Source organism: Bradyrhizobium sp. GCM10028915 (assembly GCF_042666195.1).
Lineage (GTDB): Bacteria > Pseudomonadota > Alphaproteobacteria > Rhizobiales > Xanthobacteraceae > Bradyrhizobium > Bradyrhizobium canariense_D.
Window position 1 is genome coordinate 34,595 of sequence record NZ_JBHTFN010000065.1, and the last position, 16,214, is coordinate 50,808.

Here is a 16,214-nt window from a genome sequence, read left to right on the forward strand (position 1 = left end):
GCAGATCTATCAAAGGGAAATCAATTTACAGGCCGATGAGATGCGAAGTGCCAGAACAGGTCGGTAGTAGCTCTCGGCGTGCGACACGTTGATCATTTTTTGCATAAAAGATGCGAAACATGCGCGAAGAACGCCGCCAAGCGGCGCTCAATTCGGTTATCCGATCACTCATGCGCGGGATCAGCGACGATTGAAGCGCTCGCCACGGTGATTCTCTCACAAGCTTGGAGCTCTCGATGAGTGATCCATCTGCTCATCTCGATGCTCCTTCAATGGCCCCTTGGGACATTTTCCTCCCTGACTTCGCCGCGCGTAATCTTCGCGCGGCCTTTTTCCGCATCCAACAAGGTGCCGGTCGATATGCAGGATTCAGCGGGTCTTAAACGGAAAAAACGGGCGGAACGCTGTTAGGACAAAAGGCCACGCCCCGGTCGCCTCATCGAGGCTCCCTTTTTAAGTTCAGGCGACCAAGTCAAGTATGCAGTGAATCTCTCCTCGTCCATCTCGCGCCCATTCTGTCGACGCTATGGCCCGTAGATGACCTCGACAGATCGACTGTCTGCGAACGCCACAGCGCTTCGCCGTGAACGCGCGATCGCCCTCCCATTAGCCAAACCGAGCGTTTCGAGTGTCGCCCGCCGCTGCCGACGGTCAGTGCTGACGTCTCATCCATAATGGGACCGGATCGAGTGGCGTGCGATAGACCTCGGCGTTCTCGGGGCTGGTGACCCGAACCGCACAGCCTTTGGCCTTCAGGTCCGGATGTACAATAGACAGTTCGATCGCGAGCTGGTCCGCTCGGTCGGAGGCAACCTCGATGTTTTCGAGAATGAGACCGCCTTGATTCCTGTACTCCTCGTCAATCACAAGATCAAAAGAGTAGTACGGCATCCGAAGGCCTCCCATTTGATCGGATTCGTCCCTTGGGGCGCATCCTTACCTCCACTCAGGCTTCGTCAGATGGTCGTCGGTATGAGAGATCACTAGGAGCCGCATCGATGCTACCGACAAGAAAGTCGGTTTTCAGGTGTCGGCTTATCAGCATCAAACACTTATCGGCTTCCTAAAAGCGAAATTCGCCAATCATGGCCCTCGCATCGGCGAAGATCTGCGCCAGCTCAGCAGAATGCAGAGTTTTTCCGTGCGGTCATGGCGTTGATTTTGAGCCAACGCCGCAAGGCAGGAGATCGCCAAGATGGCCATGTCACGCTTAAGCTCAGCATCGGTGCGGCCTCGTCCAGATAGCTCACCAGGATCTTCAGAACTGTGATCTGGAAATTCAACTGAGCGACAACATCATGTTGTCTAGGCCTACCTCCACATGGTCGGTCTTTCGGAAAGGGCCTCGCGGCCGATCTGTTTGAGGCGGTCGGGCGTCGTCTCACCTCTGATGGCGGCTTCCAGAATCTTCGAGGCGACGTAAGTGCGGGCGCCGGTATCATACGGGGAAAGGCTCTCGCAGACCTCGTCGAGGATCGCGAGCAGAAGTGCGTTGGTAGCGGCATCCAACATTTGGAGATCTTCCCCATCCCTAGTGAGGAAGATAATGCACATTTCGCGTTTCGCGGTTCAAGTGTGTTTGATCGGGTAAGAAATCTGCGACTGCCGCGCCCCGCCACGGAGCGGTCTCCATCTTCTCTTTCTACTTCTCCCAACACACGTTTCTCGGCTTGTGCCGGTGTTCGATTGGGGCTGTCCAGCCTCGATCGCGCTCACGTTTCGATGGACTTTACCGCATCGATGACGCACTTGTTCTGGTTGGCGAAATCGCCGTGGCCGCCATCTTCATCGCCTGAGATGGGCGGCTAATACGTCTGTCATACCGTTCCGCGAGGTCCAGCAGTCTCTTTCTGATGAAGGGGTCTGCCTTGTCCGCTAGATCGCGAATAATCCGAGCCCGGTCTCTCAGAAACTGTTCGTCCACGAAAACACCCTTTCATTGCAAACTTCAGTATTCTGAGACTATTCAGTCGTTTAGTTGTGAGTCGCGCTAAGGAGTCTGCAACGACAGTATCACGTTGTCGATCAGACGCGTCGAGCCGACATAGGCTGCGGCGCATAGTGCAGCGGTACGCCGCAGAGGACTCTCGGCGGGCTTGAGCGTATCAGCGTCGACAAGCTCAAGGTACTGCAGGCGATCGACCGTATTCAACTGCTCCTTTGCGATCGCAATCAGCTGTTCCAAGTCGCGCTCTCCTGAGTGAAACTTATCCGCTGCGGCGAACAGCCCACGGCTGATGGCAAGAGCGCGCCGACGTTCTTCCTCGCTTAGATGGCGGTTGCGACTGCTCATCGCGAGCCCGGACGGTTCCCGGACGGTTTGTACGGTGACGATCTTAATTGGAAGGTTGAGGTCAATTGCCATGCGGCGCAGCACCGCGCATTGCTGAAAATCCTTTTGTCCAAAAAACGCGACATCCGGCTGCACCATGTTGAATAGCTTGCCAACGACAGTCGCCACCCCACGAAAATGCCCAGGCCTGAAAGCTCCGCACATTGGTTTTGCGAGCTCGCCCGGTTCGACGAAGGTCTCAAATTGAGTCGGATAGATCTCCTGTATATCCGGCGCAAAGACGATCGCAACGCCGGCATCGCACACAGCTCTTGATCGCGCAGGAAGTCGCGCGGATAGGTGCTGAGATCCTCATTTGGCCCGAACTGAGTGGGATTGACGAAGATGCTAACTACGGTGACGTCGCATTGCGTCCGGCTGGCCGCGACCAGCGCCAGATGGCCGTCGTGTAGATAGCCCATCGTCGGCACAAGTCCGACGCGTTTATCGGCGCTGCGAACCCTTGCGAGCGCGCGACGAAGCTCTGCGACCGTCGTCATCGTTTGCATGTTGTGCTTTACATCAGGTTGGATTGGAGGGTGACCAGTTCGCGACCGTGTCGCGAAGGCCTTCAGGAAGCCGATAGGACTCTTGCGATGTAGGGAATGCACCGTTGCGGACATCGGCCGCCCAACGCGACAGGGCCTCCTGTAACAACTGGAAACCATTGGCATAGGCACGAACAAATTTGGGGCGATGACCTTCAGTCAATCCCAGCACATCGTGAAAGACGAGCACTTGGCCTGAGCAGCCAGGACCCGCACCGATTCCAATGGTCGGTATCCTCAGGGATTCGGTCGCTCGCGCCGCGAGCTCACCCGGAATACCCTCCAGGACGAGAGCGAAACAGCCGGCCTCCTGTAGACGGTGGGCGTCAGCGAGCAGGCGCAAGGCGTCATCGGCCTTCCGGCCCTGCACCTTGAACCCACCCATGACATTGACGCTCTGCGGAGTCAGGCCGAGATGGCCCATCACAGGAATTTCGCAATCGACCAGGGCGCGCACTATTTCGACGCGCTTGGCTCCGCCCTCGAGCTTGACAGCGTCGGCGCCACGCTGCAAAAAACCGCCGGCGTTGCGTATCGTCTCCGCTGGACTGAGATGGAAGCTAAGAAAGGGCATATCGGCCACGAGCAAGGCACGAGGCTTTGTGCGTACAACGGCTTCGAGGTGATGGTTCATCATCGCCATGCTCACCGGCAACGTATCATCGAATCCAAGACAGACGTTGGCGACGCTATCCCCGACAAGGATGACATCCATGATCGGATCGGCGATGCGTGCTGTAACCGCGTCGTAAGCGGTGGTCATCGCGATACGACGCCCCTCCTCCTTCCACCCCTGCAGGACCGGAATCGTGACGCGTTCAACAGGCGGCTCTGAAATGTGGCTCATCTTAGATCCCGATCCACCCCCGCATGCTTGGAGTCGGCGCTTCCTTGGGAAGGCGAGAGGAAGCTGTCAATGGGGAGATGACAAAAGGAAATTACCTCTCCAGGTCACGGACAGACGCATCAAAACCTCCAATGATCGCGCGATCATCAAATAAGAACTTCTCAGCCGTTCTTCCTCATGCGGAGCGGCTTTGGGTCACGCTGACGCACACCGCGCGACTCAGCCCAGCTTAAGCCGAGGGAGTTCGCTCAGCCGCGGACGGCTCGTCGGCATGCGCGGCTGTGTTGATCCATGACATCGAGGCCGCCCCAACCTGAAACCAGAACGAAGCCGCACCCAGCAAGACTGCAAGCCCAAGAGGAACGAGATCTTTCGTGTCGGAATTAGAATCGGCACGCGCTGTAAGGTAGGGGAAGGCGATATCCATTAAGTGGCAGCGTCGGTAGCAATCGTAGTTGCAATATTCTCTCCGCGTTACCACCTCTCGCACGTAACCCGGACCTAAGGACCGAGAACACTCGGCGCAGGTTCTGTCGCCGCGCGGGGTCCTTAGATTCACGAGTATAAATTTCATAGCGTGGGCTCGTTGAGCCATGTATTAAGCCGCTCGCAACCAGCGAAACCATTGATGGTCGGCCTCTCGCCGGGCCTTGAAGCGGTCGACGCATCTCTTGGAGCAAAGGGCCGTTCGCCAGCAGTAGTAACGGATCAGCCCGAACCTTCCACCGCATATCGCGCAGCACCTTACTGAATCGTGGTGCGAACTATGGGAGCTGTTGCGCATTCCTCGCCTCCTGTTGGCATTACGTGGATAGCCCCCTTTTCTTCGCTGCAGCACCATGCCCGCACGTGAAGTGCGACGCTGGCGATGCCTAGTCTCGCGGCATGTACGGACACCGGGCGCAAGAGTTTGAGCTCCGAATTGCGCCTCCTTGGCGAAGCGGCCCGCTCCATCGCAGGGGTGCTTCGCCGGCAAAGTCTTAATTGTTGACTGTAACGATATTTCGATCTTGATTAATGCAATGAGTCGCGCGTTGACGTTTAAATCCCGCGTGCGCGCGGCTTTGCTCAACGGAATTCAACTGGCGCCGACGGGCACGTACAGCAATTCATCGGTAGCTATCAGTGCCACCTCTTTGCCTTTACGCGGTTAAAGGTCGGCAATCCGACACCCGCCGGTCGAACCTGGGGTTCCCGCTCGCTAAACGCGCCAAGCCCGCCTTAAGCTAGCGCATCGGCGGCATCTCTGATGCCGACGTAGATTTCATCAAGATCTGCCCCTGTGACGCAATATGGTGGCATTACATAGATGGTATTGCCGAGCGGCCGCCGCAGCAGATTTCGGCCTTTAAAGAAAGCCTGAAGTTTCGGACCGACGCCCGCGAGATAGCCTGCATCCTTGGTTTTCAGATCGAGTGCTGTAATCGTGCCTGTCCGCCGGACGTTTGCAAAACGCGAGTCGGCGCGGAATGGCTCAATTGCCTGCTCTTGCATTGTGGCGACCGACGCCATGCGTTGGCGAGATTCCGGATCTTGCCAGAGATCCAGGTTGCCGCGGCGCAGGCCACTGGATTTGCCGTATATGAACTCGAATGAAAGAACGTACGCGTCCGATCTTTCGAATAATGCGCGTCGAAAATATCCGCGCGGCAGAGTGTCGCCGCGAGCGGAAGTGCCCCTCCCGTGAGGCCTTTCGAATAGCAGGCGATATCGGGCGTGACATTGGCCTGCTGGCAGGCGAATAATGTTCCGGTGCGACCCCAGCCCGTCATGACCTCGTCGGCAATGAACAGGGCGTCCGAGGCCTCGCAGATCCGCTTCATCTCTCTCAGGACCGAGGCTGGATACATCAGCATTCCGCCCGCCCCCAATATCAAAGGCTCCACAATAAAGGCGGCTGGCATTTCGTTTCGACATGCAGACTCGAGCGCATCGAGCGTCGCCGGTTCATGACCTCTCACCGGGAACGGGATTGAGGTAACATCGAACAGCACGGGCCCGTACGCGGCGTTGAACACGCCACGGGCACGCACCGACCGACATCGCTCCAACCGTATCGCCGTGGTAGGAGTTTTGCATCACGACAATGCGTATGCGCTGTTTACCGATATTATGCCAATAGCCGAGTGCCATTTTTAGGGCTACTTCCACACTGGCCGAGCCACTGTCGGAGAAGAAGACGTAATCAAGACCAGGGGGTGCGAGTTTCAAAAGCACCGTCGCAACCTCCTCAGCCGGATCGTGGGTGTAGCCGGCAAAGATGATCTGGTTGAGCTTGCCTGCCTGGTTCTGAATGGCGCTCACGATATGTGGATGGCAATGACCATGGGTCACGACCCACCAGGATGAGATTGCATCTAAGATACGGCGACCATCCGCGGTGTGGAGATAGGCACCATCACCCCGTACAGTCTTTGTCATCTCGTCGTGAAGTGCATGTTGTGTGAACGGATGCCAGATTGGCGACCTCGTCTTTGGCATCATCGCTTGAAATCATCAGCACGGAATGAGGTTTTGAACGCGGCCTGCAGCGTGTCCGCCGTGAGAGGCGAGAGCCAGGGTAATCGCCCTAACCAACGCACCCGCCCGATCTCGCGAATTGCAGTCTGAGTCTCAGCATTTCTTTCGCCAATAAATGCAATCCCAAGAATGGGGATCTCGCGCTTTCGCAGAGCCTCTATCGACAGCAGCGAGTGATTGATGGTGCCCAGCGCTGTGCTCGCGCAAAGCACGACTGGAAGCCGCCATCGCTTGAAGACGTCAGCATAGAGTGTTCCGCCACTCAGCGGCACCATGAGGCCGCCAGCGCCCTCAATCACTAACGGTCGCTCCCCGGTGTCTGGCACATCGAGTGAATCTGGGTCGATGCGAATCCCGTCAATTTCGGCGGAATGATGGGGCGAAGCGGGCGTCTGAAGGCGATAACGCTCCGGCACGATGCGATCGGAAGAGAGATTGCCCAGTCGCGCGACGAGTTCAGTATCGGTCTCTCCTTCGAGGCCGGCCTGAATCGGCTTCCAATAGCTCGCGCCAAGGAGGTCGGCGAGCCCCGCAGAAAACACCGTCTTCCCGATCCCGGTATCTGTGCCCGTGACCACGATCTGCTGCCTCATCGAGCTTCACCTCTGGTCTCCTCGAACAGAGCATCGAGCATTGCACGCACGTCATCCTCCCCAGCGTTGAGCGTCAGTGAAATTCGCAAACGGACTGTGCCCGCCGGCACGGTTGGCGGCCGGATTCCGCGGATATCGAGGCCGCGAGCCTGCAGTGCGGAGGCGAGCCGCATCGCACGTGCGTTGTTGCCAACGATATGCGGCACGATCTGTGAGGCCGAAGGGCTTTGCCAACCGCGCAAACCGATCTCCCATGCGTGAACGCGACCAGTCTGGCCAGACGCTACTGCCGCTCAGGTTCTCCTTGCAGGATGAAGAGTGCCTCCCTTACGGCAACCGCCATCAGCGGTGAGGGCGCAGTGGCGAAGATAAAGGGACGGCAGCGATTGATCATGAAGTCGCGCAGCACGGCGGAGACAGTGACAAGCGCACCAGCTGCGCCCAGCGCTTTGCCGCAGGTATGAACGACCAGGAGATTTTCGCGCCCTTCATAGGGGGCGATGAGCCCCCGTCCCCGCTCGCCGTAAACGCCTGTGGCATGAGCCTCATCCACCATCAAGAACGCGTCGTACCGGTCCGCGATCGCGACCAAGTCTTCGAGCGGTGCGAAATCGCCATCCATGCTGTAGAGACTTTCGACCACGATCCAGACGCGACCCGTTCCGCCCTCGGCCCGCCAGTCACGAATTATGTCTTCGATCGATTGGGGATCATTATGGGCGCTTATCCGAAACTCGGCACGGCCAGCGCGCGCGCCTTCATGAATACTGGCGTGCACCAGAGGATCGAGAACAAGCAGATCGCCCCGCTGCGGCAGCGTTGTCAGGACGGCAAAATTTGCGACATAACCGCCACCAACGAATAGCGCCGTCTCAGCCCGAAAGAACTGAGCCGCTTCTTGTTCGAGAGTTTCGTGTTCCTCCCAATTGCCGCGCAGAAGCCGCGACCCGCCGGCTCCGATCGGCGTGTCGGCCTCGAGCGCAGCGGAAACGGCCTTTTTCATCCGCGGCGCGCTCGCGAGCGCCAGATAATCGTTCGACGTAAAATCGATGCCCGCGCGCGGCTCGAGGCCACGCAGCCTGTTGTCTTGCTTCGAGGCATGCAAGGCCGCGACATAGTCGCCAACTTTGGCCATCTGGATTGAATTCATTCTTCACTCGCAAAGTAGCGGTCGATCTCGCGAACGTTCTGATGGCCGCAAAGAACAAAGCTTCGGCTTCGGGCCCTTAACCTTCAACCTGACAAGATGCGATTTGCTCCGTCAACCACCACAACGCGCGGCCTGAAGATTTTTGCTTCCGCCTCATCAAATGACGCAAATGCAACGATAATACTTTTGTCGCCGTGCATCGCGAGTCGCGCGGCCGCACCATTCAGGCCAATGATGCCCGACCTCGCGGGCGCTTCGATCACATAGGTGGCGATGCGCGCTCCGGTCTCGATGTTGTAGATTCCCGCGCGTTCGTTGATCAAAATCCGGCCGGGTCAATCAACGTACGATCAATCGATATCGAGCCAACATAGTGCAGATCGGCTTCGGTTACCGAGGCGCGATGGATTTTGCCTTTCATCAACGTAATCTGCATTTCTCACCTAAGCTGGAGTTTGCGCACGGCGTGCCCGCTGGTCTGTTTCACTCAGGCAAGCCCGGACCTGATGCCGAGCCGGTCCAGCAAATTCGCGTCGCGGTCGCGCTGCGGGTTTTTGGTGGTCAACAGCACGTCGCCGATGAAGATCGAATTCGCGCCGGCCAAAAAGCACAGCGCCTGCAGCTCATCGGTCATATACTGCCGTCCGGCGGACAACCGCACCACGCTCTTCGGCATCATGATTCGGGCGGTCGCAACCAGGCGCACTAGCGCGATCGGATCGGGACGCTCCGCGGTGTCATTGACCGGCACGCCCTTGACCTCGTTCCACAAGTTGATCGGCACGCTTTCCGGATGCTTACCGAGATTGGCGAGCAGCACGAGCATGCCGAGCCGGTCCTCGAGGAGCTCGCCCATACCGATAATGCCTCCGCAGCAGACCTTGATGCCGGCCTCGCGCACATGCGAAAGTGTGTCGATGCGATCCTGCAAGGTGCGGGTGGTGATGATCTTGCCGTAGAACTCCGGCGACGTGTCGACGTTGTGGTTATAGAAGTCGAGCCCGGCATCGGAGAGCCGTGCGGCCTGCTTCGGCGTCAGCATGCCGAGTGTGACGCAGGTTTCCATGCCAAGATCTTTGACCGCGCTGACCATGTCACAGACCTGATCGAGATCGCGGTCCTTTGGACTGCGCCAGGCCGCGGCCATGCAGAAGCGGGTCGCGCCGGCGTCCATGGCGGCTTGCGCGGTGGCGACCACATCGGCGCGATCCATCAATCGGGTCGCTTTCAGGCCGGTGTCGTAATGCGCGCTCTGCGAACAGTAACCGCAGTCTTCCGGACAGCCGCCGGTCTTGATGCTGAGCAGGCTTGCTGTTTCGACGTGACTTGGATCGAAGTTCTTGCGATGAGCGCTCTGCGCCTGAAACATCAGGTCGGCAAACCGCAGGCCATAGAGCGCTTCGGCCTCGGCGCGCTGCCAGTCATGGCGGACCGGCGCGCAATTGCGCCCGTCATTCCGTTCCACTCCGACGGCAGGAACCATAAGTCTCGCCTTTCCCAATGATAGATTATCCCGGCGATTATCTATCCTGTGGCCGCCCGTTCCTGCCTGCTTTGCCTCTTCGACATTAAACATAACCGTATGCCAACGCCAAAAGACCGCGAAAGTCTGCAGGGATTGCAGAAATTCTGCAAAACGAGCGGGCTTATGCCGATCATCGACGGAGCGGTAATGATAGATAATCTATGATGACTGACGAGAACACGACGGTTGCGGTGCGCATTGCGGAGTCAATCGGTGAGCGCATCATCAACGGCGCGCTGCAGCCAGACGCCCCACTCCGGCAGGATCATGTCGCGCGGGAATTCAATTCCAGCCACGTCCCGGTGCGCGAGGCTTTTTGGCAACTGGAGGCCCGACATCTTGTCGTCACTGTGCCCCGTCGCGGTGTGAGGGTTGCCCCGCTCGACACCAATTCAGTGAAGGAGATCGCCGAGATGCGTGCTGCGCTCGAAGTGGTCGCGTTGCGCAATGCAGCTCCAAAACTCACATCGGCCCATTTGGCACGGATCGAGCTCGCCCTGATTGAGGGAGACAATGCCCTGACGATTCAGGAGTTTGAGACGGCCAACCGCGGCTTTCACCACGGGCTGGTGGCGCCTTGCGCGATGCCGCGCCTACTCGCGAGCCTTGACGGACTACAACTCGCAAATTCACGATTAGCGTTCGCGATCGCGCGAAATGCCGGCTGGCGACCTCGGTCCAACCAAGACCACCGCCTGATTCTGCGGGCACTTCGAGCGCGCAACGTTGATCAAGCCTGCAACCTGCTGGCACGGCACATTCAAACGATCGAGCGCCTTGCCATTCCCGCTTCCTGAGCAGAATTAAGATCGGATGAGCTTCTTTGAAAACAGCAGACAATCGCAAGGGCGTCAAACCAGCGACCGCTTTGGCGAGCGTTGCGGCGGCCTCGATCCTAAGGTAGTTATGCGATCTACTTCCGATATCACCAACGGCCATCCATGATTCGTCACATCGTCTTGTTCACCGCCAAGGATAGGGTCCATATCGACCAAATCGTCGAAGGCCTATCGGTGCTCACCACAATCCCACATGCACGCCGGCTCGAGGTTGCTCGCAATCGCAAGTCCGACCAGCTCGGCAATGATGTCGACGTTGTGGTCTATGGTGAGTTCGACAACGAGACGGAACTCGCAGCTTACAAGGCGCATGATCTGTACCAGGAATCGATCAGACGGGTACGACCGCTCCGGGAGCTGCGGTTCGCGGCTGACTACAATGTATCAACGGATGCGCGTTTGGCCTCAATGGCAGCGAAGAGCCAAGTTACTCGGCGCACTGTGTCCACTGGCGGGGGTTGACCTGACGATCGATCTCAAGAGCTTGCGGGTCCCAGACGGGCGTCGCTCTCGTTGGGGTCGGGATCACAATCGGAGCACGCCTCATAACATGCCCGTCGGTGACTGACAGGCCCATGCACGTCCGCGAGCTGCAGTGGATTGAGCCGGTCACAGCGATGCGATGTCTCGCGCATCGAGCACACCTCACGTTTTTCGACGGCGCAGCAAGGCATGAGTTGCTCGGGTGCTACTCATATCTGACCTGCGACCCGTTCAGCACCTATATCGTCGCGGACGGACAAGCGAGTTGCAACGGAGAGGCTCTCGAGGGCGATCCATGGGAAGTCCTTCGCACCCTGCTCGCCAAGTATCCGCAAGAGCATCGTCCTGATCTCCCGCCGTTCCAGGGAGGCGCGGCCGGCTTCCTTGCTTACGATCTGAACAGGACTCTGGAGCGATTGTCGGTGCCGACGATTCCCGGTCAGCGTTTACCCCAATCCATCCTCCATTTCTATGACGTGGTCATCAGCTACGACCACCGTGATGATAGATGCTGGGTCGTTTCCACCGGATGGCCGGAACAGGATCCCGCACGTCGCGCCGAACGCGCAGGCCGTCGCGCCGACGAGTTTGCAGCAGCATTGCTTGCGGGCCCAAAGACGTCGGGGAGCAACTCCCCCGGCCGAGATGCCGCATGGCATTCGAACTTCAGCCGTGAGGCCTACATTGCGGCGGTCCGGCGCGTCATCGACTTGATTCTGGCCGGAGAGGTCTTCCAGGCTAACATTGCGCAGCGCTTCAGCGCCCGCCTGTCGACCTCATTTGATCCTCTTGCCTTCTACTGCCAGCTACGGTCATTGAACCCGGCACCCTTTGCAGCCCTCCTGCGCTACGGCAAACTCACCATTGCATCGAGCTCGCCGGAACGATTCCTGAGGCTTGACGGACGACAGGTCGAAACGCGCCCCATCAAAGGCACGATCGCGCGTTCTGCTGATTCCAAGGAAGACCAGCGTCGCGCTGAACTCCTAGTCGCGTCCGAAAAGGACCGTGCCGAGAATACTATGATCGTCGACCTCATGCGCAACGATCTGTCGCGCGTTTGCACTCCACATTCGATTGACGTTCCAGTGCTGTGCGGCCTCGAATCCTATGCCTCAGTGCACCACCTCGTATCGATCGTTACGGGCGAACTTGCAGGAGACCAAGACGCCGTTACGCTACTTCGAGCTTGCTTTCCCGGCGGCTCCGTTACCGGGGCGCCAAAGGTGCGATCGATGGAAATTATTTCGGAAATCGAGCGGGTGGCGCGAGAGGTCTACTGCGGGGCAATCGGCTTCATCGGCTTCAACGGCCAGATGGATACGAATATTGCGATACGCACCGTAACGATCGACAATGATATGGCCGTGTTTCATGCGGGTGGCGGCGTGACAGCGATGTCGGATCCAGAGGCCGAATACGAAGAGACGCTCGCCAAGGCGCAGCGAATCTTTGACGCGTTTCGTGCTGAAACATCTGGTGAATTTTGATTGTCATCATCGACAACTACGACTCCTTCGTCTTCAACATTGCGCGGTACTTCCGCAAGCTTGGCGAAGCAACGAAAGTCATCCGGAACGACGAGGTCAGCGTAAGCGATGTTGCCGGCCTCAAGCCGCGCGCAGTAGTCATTTCCCCTGGCCCCTGCACTCCAATGGAGGCCGGAATATCCACCGCCGTCGTTCGGCACCTTTCGGGACGCGTTCCAATTCTCGGCATCTGTCTCGGACATCAGTGCATCGGAAGCGTTTTCGGCGGACGCATTGCGCGTGCACGTCGCCCCATGCACGGCCGGTCCTCGTACGTTACGCATGAGGGCCGTGGGCTCTTCAAAGAACTCCCGTCCCCACTTTGCGCTGGACGCTACCATTCCCTTGTTGTTGAGCTCGATTCATGCTCGCCGCATCTCGGGGTCACAGCGCGTTCTGACGAAGGCGAGATTATGGCTCTCGCACATCGTTCTCACCCAACCTATGGCGTGCAATTTCATCCGGAATCGATACTATCGCAACAAGGTCACGTGCTGCTTATGAACTTCTTGCAGCTCGCGGAGACGTCCTGATCGTGAGGACTGAGGGCTGTGTTGCGCTCGCAGTCGCCTCGCTTGGTCAAAACGAAATGAGGCCTTTCAGCCAGTTTTGATGGAGCGAGGCAGAGGGCTTACGATCTGCGCGAGCCGCCAATCTTTTTCCTTCAGCGAGGTCCCCATCCGTATTGCCGGAACGCGTAGGTTGGGTTCATCCCACAATAGGCGTCTGTGCCTGATGCGGTCATCGAGCATTGGCTATAAGTCAAGAATTGGCAATTGCCCGGATATCCCCAGGTGCGCCCCCGTAAGCAATAAAGGTCTGGTGGAGCCGCTGGCATGTATATGGCACGATCCCGCGGAGATGCGACCGAATCCTGTGCCGCACCAACGAGAATGGGAATTCCGAGCCCAAGAATTAAGAGGGGATGGCGCATGAGGCATCTTGCTCCTTCGAATCTTGCGAGAGGATAATGGATTGGAATTGGTTGTTTTGATCTTCGTCAAGCCGCAACTGCTCCGGGGTGATCCGTCGGGTGATCACATTGCACACGCCAGCGGATTACATCATGGCCGCATGGCGCTCAAGATACGAGGCCGGGCGCTGCAATTCTGCAGAAGTACCCTAAAAGCGCATGATACCGACGCGAATCTCTTCTAATATGGTTGAATCCAAACAGAGGTCAGATGGTTAGTCGCTGCGGTTGCGCGCGACGGTCTGTGGAATAAATGGCGAATCAAGCAAACCGCTAAATTGTCTGACGGCCGACGAAGACGGTCATCCGACGGTTCGCTTTTTCATCCCAGGGAGCATGATGCATAATGGGAGTTCAGTGCCCGCCTGATCGCCTGGATATCAAGAGCAACGTCAAGCTCTGAGCGGTTCATGAGACCACCGGTTCGTCTGGAACGTGGCCGGGGTCGAAAGTGACAGAGCAGAGAGCGTCGATCCCTCGTCGATGTCACAGCTCGCGTTCTCCAGACCACGTCTTGTGGAGACAATCGCAGCGGTTCATCCAGAATGCGGTATCTCACCAAGGCGCGCCTCGGCGTGCGCTTTTTCAGCGCGCGACTGCGGCACAACGCAAAAAATCTGCGCTGTGATGCTGTAGTGTGATTGTTGTTCAGCGTTCAGCGCACCTCAGCGACGGATGCGAATGAGATCGATTGTGTTGGTCGAGCTCCCGAGGTTCTCCAATTGCGAGAAGGCGGAAATAGTCAGAATTCTGCACGCGAAATTGCAGGGTCCGCCAAAAAGGCTTTTGTTGCTTATAATGCTTCACGGTCGGGCGAGTGCCTCTATCTTTAAATCGATCCGCATGACCGAGATTGACTTGCCGGATGCCTGCCTAGAAGCGAAGCCTTGGCGTCTTCGTTTCGGCGAATGGGCTCTGTCGAGGCAGGCGCGGCAGCAGCTGACATGACCGAGGTACAAAAGCTTGAGACGCTTGGCGGCGATGGCATCACAGCGCCGCTTCGCATTGCTACTTTTCGCCGCGTCTGGCTCGCGGGTCTTCTCTCAAATATGGGCGCTCTGATTCGGAGCGTCGGCGCCGCTTGGGCGATGACGCAGATGACGTCGTCGGCCGATATGGTCGCGCTGGTTCAGACTGCGCTTACGCTTCCGGTTATGTTTATGGCAATGCCTGCGGGCGCGATCGCCGACATGCATGATCGCCGAATCGTGTCCCTTGTTTCTCTGGGAATTGCATTCGCCGGTGCCACTGCGCTGACCACACTTGCTTGGCTCGACATGGTTACGCCGATGCTATTGCTGGCCTTGTGCTTCGTGGTCGGGAGCGGCGTGGCGCTAATGGATCCAACGTGGCAATCGTCGATAAGTGAGCAGGTGCCACCCGATGCACTGCCTGCTGCCGTCGCGCTGAACGGCATGAGTTACAATATCGCGCGCAGCGTAGGACCCGCGCTCGGCGGCATCGTTGTTGCTACCGCTGGTGCTGTGGCGTCCTTTGCACTAAACGCGCTGTTATATCTTCCGCTCATGGGGGCGCTGTTTGCATGGAACCGCGTGGCGCAGCCTTCGCGGCTGCCCCGCGAAAAATTCAATCGCGCCATTATCTCAGGGGTGCGATACATCACGAATTCTCCGGCCATAAAAATCGTCTTAGTCCGCTCCATGGTGACCGGACTAATAGGCGGCTCGATCATCGCGTTGATGCCTATTGTGGCGCGAGATCTTCTGCATGGCGGCGCGCAGACCTATGGCCTTCTGCTGAGCGCTTTCGGCTTCGGCGCGGTAATTGGTGCATTCTACATTCCCGAAATGCGCAAGCGGCTAACTGGTGAGGCGGCCATCCGGGCCTGCTCGCTGTCGATGGGTGGCGCCCTCCTCGCTGCGGCCCTGAGCCAGGACTCTATCTTGACCGCGGTTGCACTGGTTCTGGCGGGGGCCGTGTGGACGATGGCTTGGGTGCTGTTCAACGTCGGTGTGCAGCTATCGGCGCCGCGCTGGGTTGCGGGTCGCTCCCTGGCAGCCTATCAGGCGGCCGGATCAGGAGGGGTCGCCATCGGTAGCTGGGGCTGGGGCAGCCTGGCTGATGCCGCCGGTGTGGAAGCGGCGCTCCTGATCTCCGCCGTCTTGATGCTGCTCTCGCCTTTGCTAGGGCTTTGGCTACCCATGCCGCGCGTTGGTGCGCGCGGTGAAGAGCCCGAGCTGCTTGAGGATCCCGACGTGAAGTTGGCGCTGACCGGAAGGAGCGGCCCTTTGGTAGTCGAGATCGAATATCGAGTTGCGCAGGAGAATGCGAGGGCGTTCCACAATGCCATGCAGGCTGTCCAGCTGTTCCGGCAGCGCAATGGTGCGTATGGCTGGTCGATCGCGCGCGACATTGCCGATCCGACGTCCTGGACGGAGCGCTATCACTGCCCCACTTGGTTCGACTACCTGCGCCAGCGTAACCGCGCGACGCGATCGGAGCGCGCGCTGGAGCGAGAGGCGGCAGCTTTTCACGTCGGTCCCGATCCTGTTCGGGTTCGCCGCATGCTGGAGCGGCCCTTCGGCTCAGTGCGCTGGAAGGAAGAGATCCCGGATGCGTCCGAGAACGATGTGTTGCTGCATGAGAGTAATCCCGGTAGGAGCCGCTAGCTGCGGGTTCCGGGAAACCGCCGGGTGCGGCACTGTCATGCAGCGCTCGTCATTCGTCAGAGCACGACAAGGTGCGGCTATCACCCAAACGTTCTCTTCTGAGGAAGGCGCCCTTGTTCGCATTCCACGCGCGCTCTGTGGCAGTTTCTGAGATTCCTCAGATGGACAGCGACAATCACGAGCGTGGGAGTGACAGATGCTGTGACCCGCCTACCGTGGGAAGTTCACTGTCAGCCTCGACGGCG

The 16,214-nt window shown here is 58.4% G+C and carries 12 protein-coding genes and 4 pseudogenes; 6 read left to right on the plus strand and 10 right to left on the minus strand.

Annotation, left to right across the window (positions count from 1 at the left end; all coding sequences use genetic code 11):
• Positions 1-651: 651 nt before the first annotated feature.
• The 9 genes and pseudogenes from ACFQX9_RS29950 to bioB all read right to left on the minus strand — a co-directional run bounded on the left by ACFQX9_RS29950 (position 652) and on the right by bioB (position 9,473).
• Positions 652-891, minus strand: a complete 240-nt coding sequence (locus tag ACFQX9_RS29950; protein ID WP_377791330.1) for a hypothetical protein — start codon at positions 889-891, stop codon at positions 652-654.
• Between the two features lie 420 nt (positions 892-1,311).
• The gene (locus tag ACFQX9_RS29955) at positions 1,312-1,512 is read right to left on the minus strand and encodes a hypothetical protein (RefSeq protein WP_377791331.1); all 201 of its coding nucleotides are present in this window, start codon (positions 1,510-1,512) and stop codon (positions 1,312-1,314) included.
• 478 nt (positions 1,513-1,990) lie between these two features.
• A pseudogene (gene panC, locus ACFQX9_RS29960) lies at positions 1,991-2,841 on the minus strand (pantoate--beta-alanine ligase).
• A gap of 13 nt (positions 2,842-2,854) precedes the next feature.
• Positions 2,855-3,727 carry a 3-methyl-2-oxobutanoate hydroxymethyltransferase gene (gene panB / locus ACFQX9_RS29965; RefSeq protein WP_377791332.1) on the minus strand — a complete coding sequence of 291 codons (873 nt, stop codon included), beginning with the start codon at positions 3,725-3,727 and terminating at the stop codon, positions 2,855-2,857.
• Positions 3,728-4,948: 1,221 nt separating this feature from the next.
• A pseudogene (locus ACFQX9_RS29970) lies at positions 4,949-6,211 on the minus strand (adenosylmethionine--8-amino-7-oxononanoate transaminase).
• Positions 6,208-6,840, minus strand: a complete 633-nt coding sequence (bioD, locus tag ACFQX9_RS29975) for a dethiobiotin synthase (RefSeq protein ID WP_377791333.1) — start codon at positions 6,838-6,840, stop codon at positions 6,208-6,210. Before bioD ends, ACFQX9_RS29970 begins: the two are co-directional and overlap by 4 nt.
• Positions 6,837-7,990 (minus strand): annotated as a pseudogene (locus tag ACFQX9_RS29980) (8-amino-7-oxononanoate synthase). Before ACFQX9_RS29980 ends, bioD begins: the two are co-directional and overlap by 4 nt.
• Positions 7,991-8,073: 83 nt before the next feature.
• Positions 8,074-8,426 (minus strand): annotated as a pseudogene (gene panD / locus ACFQX9_RS29985) (aspartate 1-decarboxylase).
• 51 nt (positions 8,427-8,477) lie between these two features.
• A complete protein-coding gene (gene bioB / locus ACFQX9_RS29990) occupies positions 8,478-9,473 on the minus strand; it encodes a biotin synthase BioB (RefSeq protein WP_377791334.1) in 996 nt (331 codons plus the stop codon).
• A gap of 203 nt (positions 9,474-9,676) precedes the next feature.
• Between bioB and ACFQX9_RS29995 the strand changes: the two genes are divergently transcribed.
• The 4 genes from ACFQX9_RS29995 (at position 9,677) to ACFQX9_RS30010 (ending at position 12,899) form a co-directional block, all read left to right on the plus strand.
• The gene (locus ACFQX9_RS29995) at positions 9,677-10,312 is read left to right on the plus strand and encodes a GntR family transcriptional regulator (protein ID WP_377791335.1); all 636 of its coding nucleotides are present in this window, start codon (positions 9,677-9,679) and stop codon (positions 10,310-10,312) included.
• Between the two features lie 144 nt (positions 10,313-10,456).
• Entirely contained in the window at positions 10,457-10,816 is a 360-nt protein-coding gene (locus ACFQX9_RS30000) for a Dabb family protein (RefSeq protein WP_377791336.1), read from the plus strand.
• 113 nt (positions 10,817-10,929) lie between these two features.
• Entirely contained in the window at positions 10,930-12,327 is a 1,398-nt protein-coding gene (gene pabB / locus ACFQX9_RS30005; protein WP_377791338.1) for an aminodeoxychorismate synthase component I, read from the plus strand.
• On the plus strand, positions 12,324-12,899 hold the full coding sequence (locus tag ACFQX9_RS30010; protein ID WP_377791340.1) for an anthranilate synthase component II: 576 nt from the start codon (positions 12,324-12,326) through the stop codon (positions 12,897-12,899). The genes pabB and ACFQX9_RS30010 overlap by 4 nt, the downstream gene beginning before the upstream one ends.
• Positions 12,900-13,030: 131 nt before the next feature.
• On the opposite strand, the gene ACFQX9_RS30015 is transcribed toward ACFQX9_RS30010, so the two are convergent.
• Positions 13,031-13,300, minus strand: coding sequence for a DUF3551 domain-containing protein (locus ACFQX9_RS30015; RefSeq protein ID WP_377791341.1), 270 nt, complete (start codon positions 13,298-13,300; stop codon positions 13,031-13,033).
• 41 nt (positions 13,301-13,341) lie between these two features.
• Here ACFQX9_RS30015 and ACFQX9_RS30020 point away from each other — a divergent pair, with 41 nt between their 5' ends.
• On the plus strand, positions 13,342-13,524 hold the full coding sequence (locus ACFQX9_RS30020) for a hypothetical protein (protein ID WP_377791342.1): 183 nt from the start codon (positions 13,342-13,344) through the stop codon (positions 13,522-13,524).
• A gap of 759 nt (positions 13,525-14,283) precedes the next feature.
• The gene (locus ACFQX9_RS30025) at positions 14,284-15,969 is read left to right on the plus strand and encodes an MFS transporter (RefSeq protein ID WP_377791343.1); all 1,686 of its coding nucleotides are present in this window, start codon (positions 14,284-14,286) and stop codon (positions 15,967-15,969) included.
• The last annotated feature ends 245 nt before the right edge of the window (positions 15,970-16,214 follow it).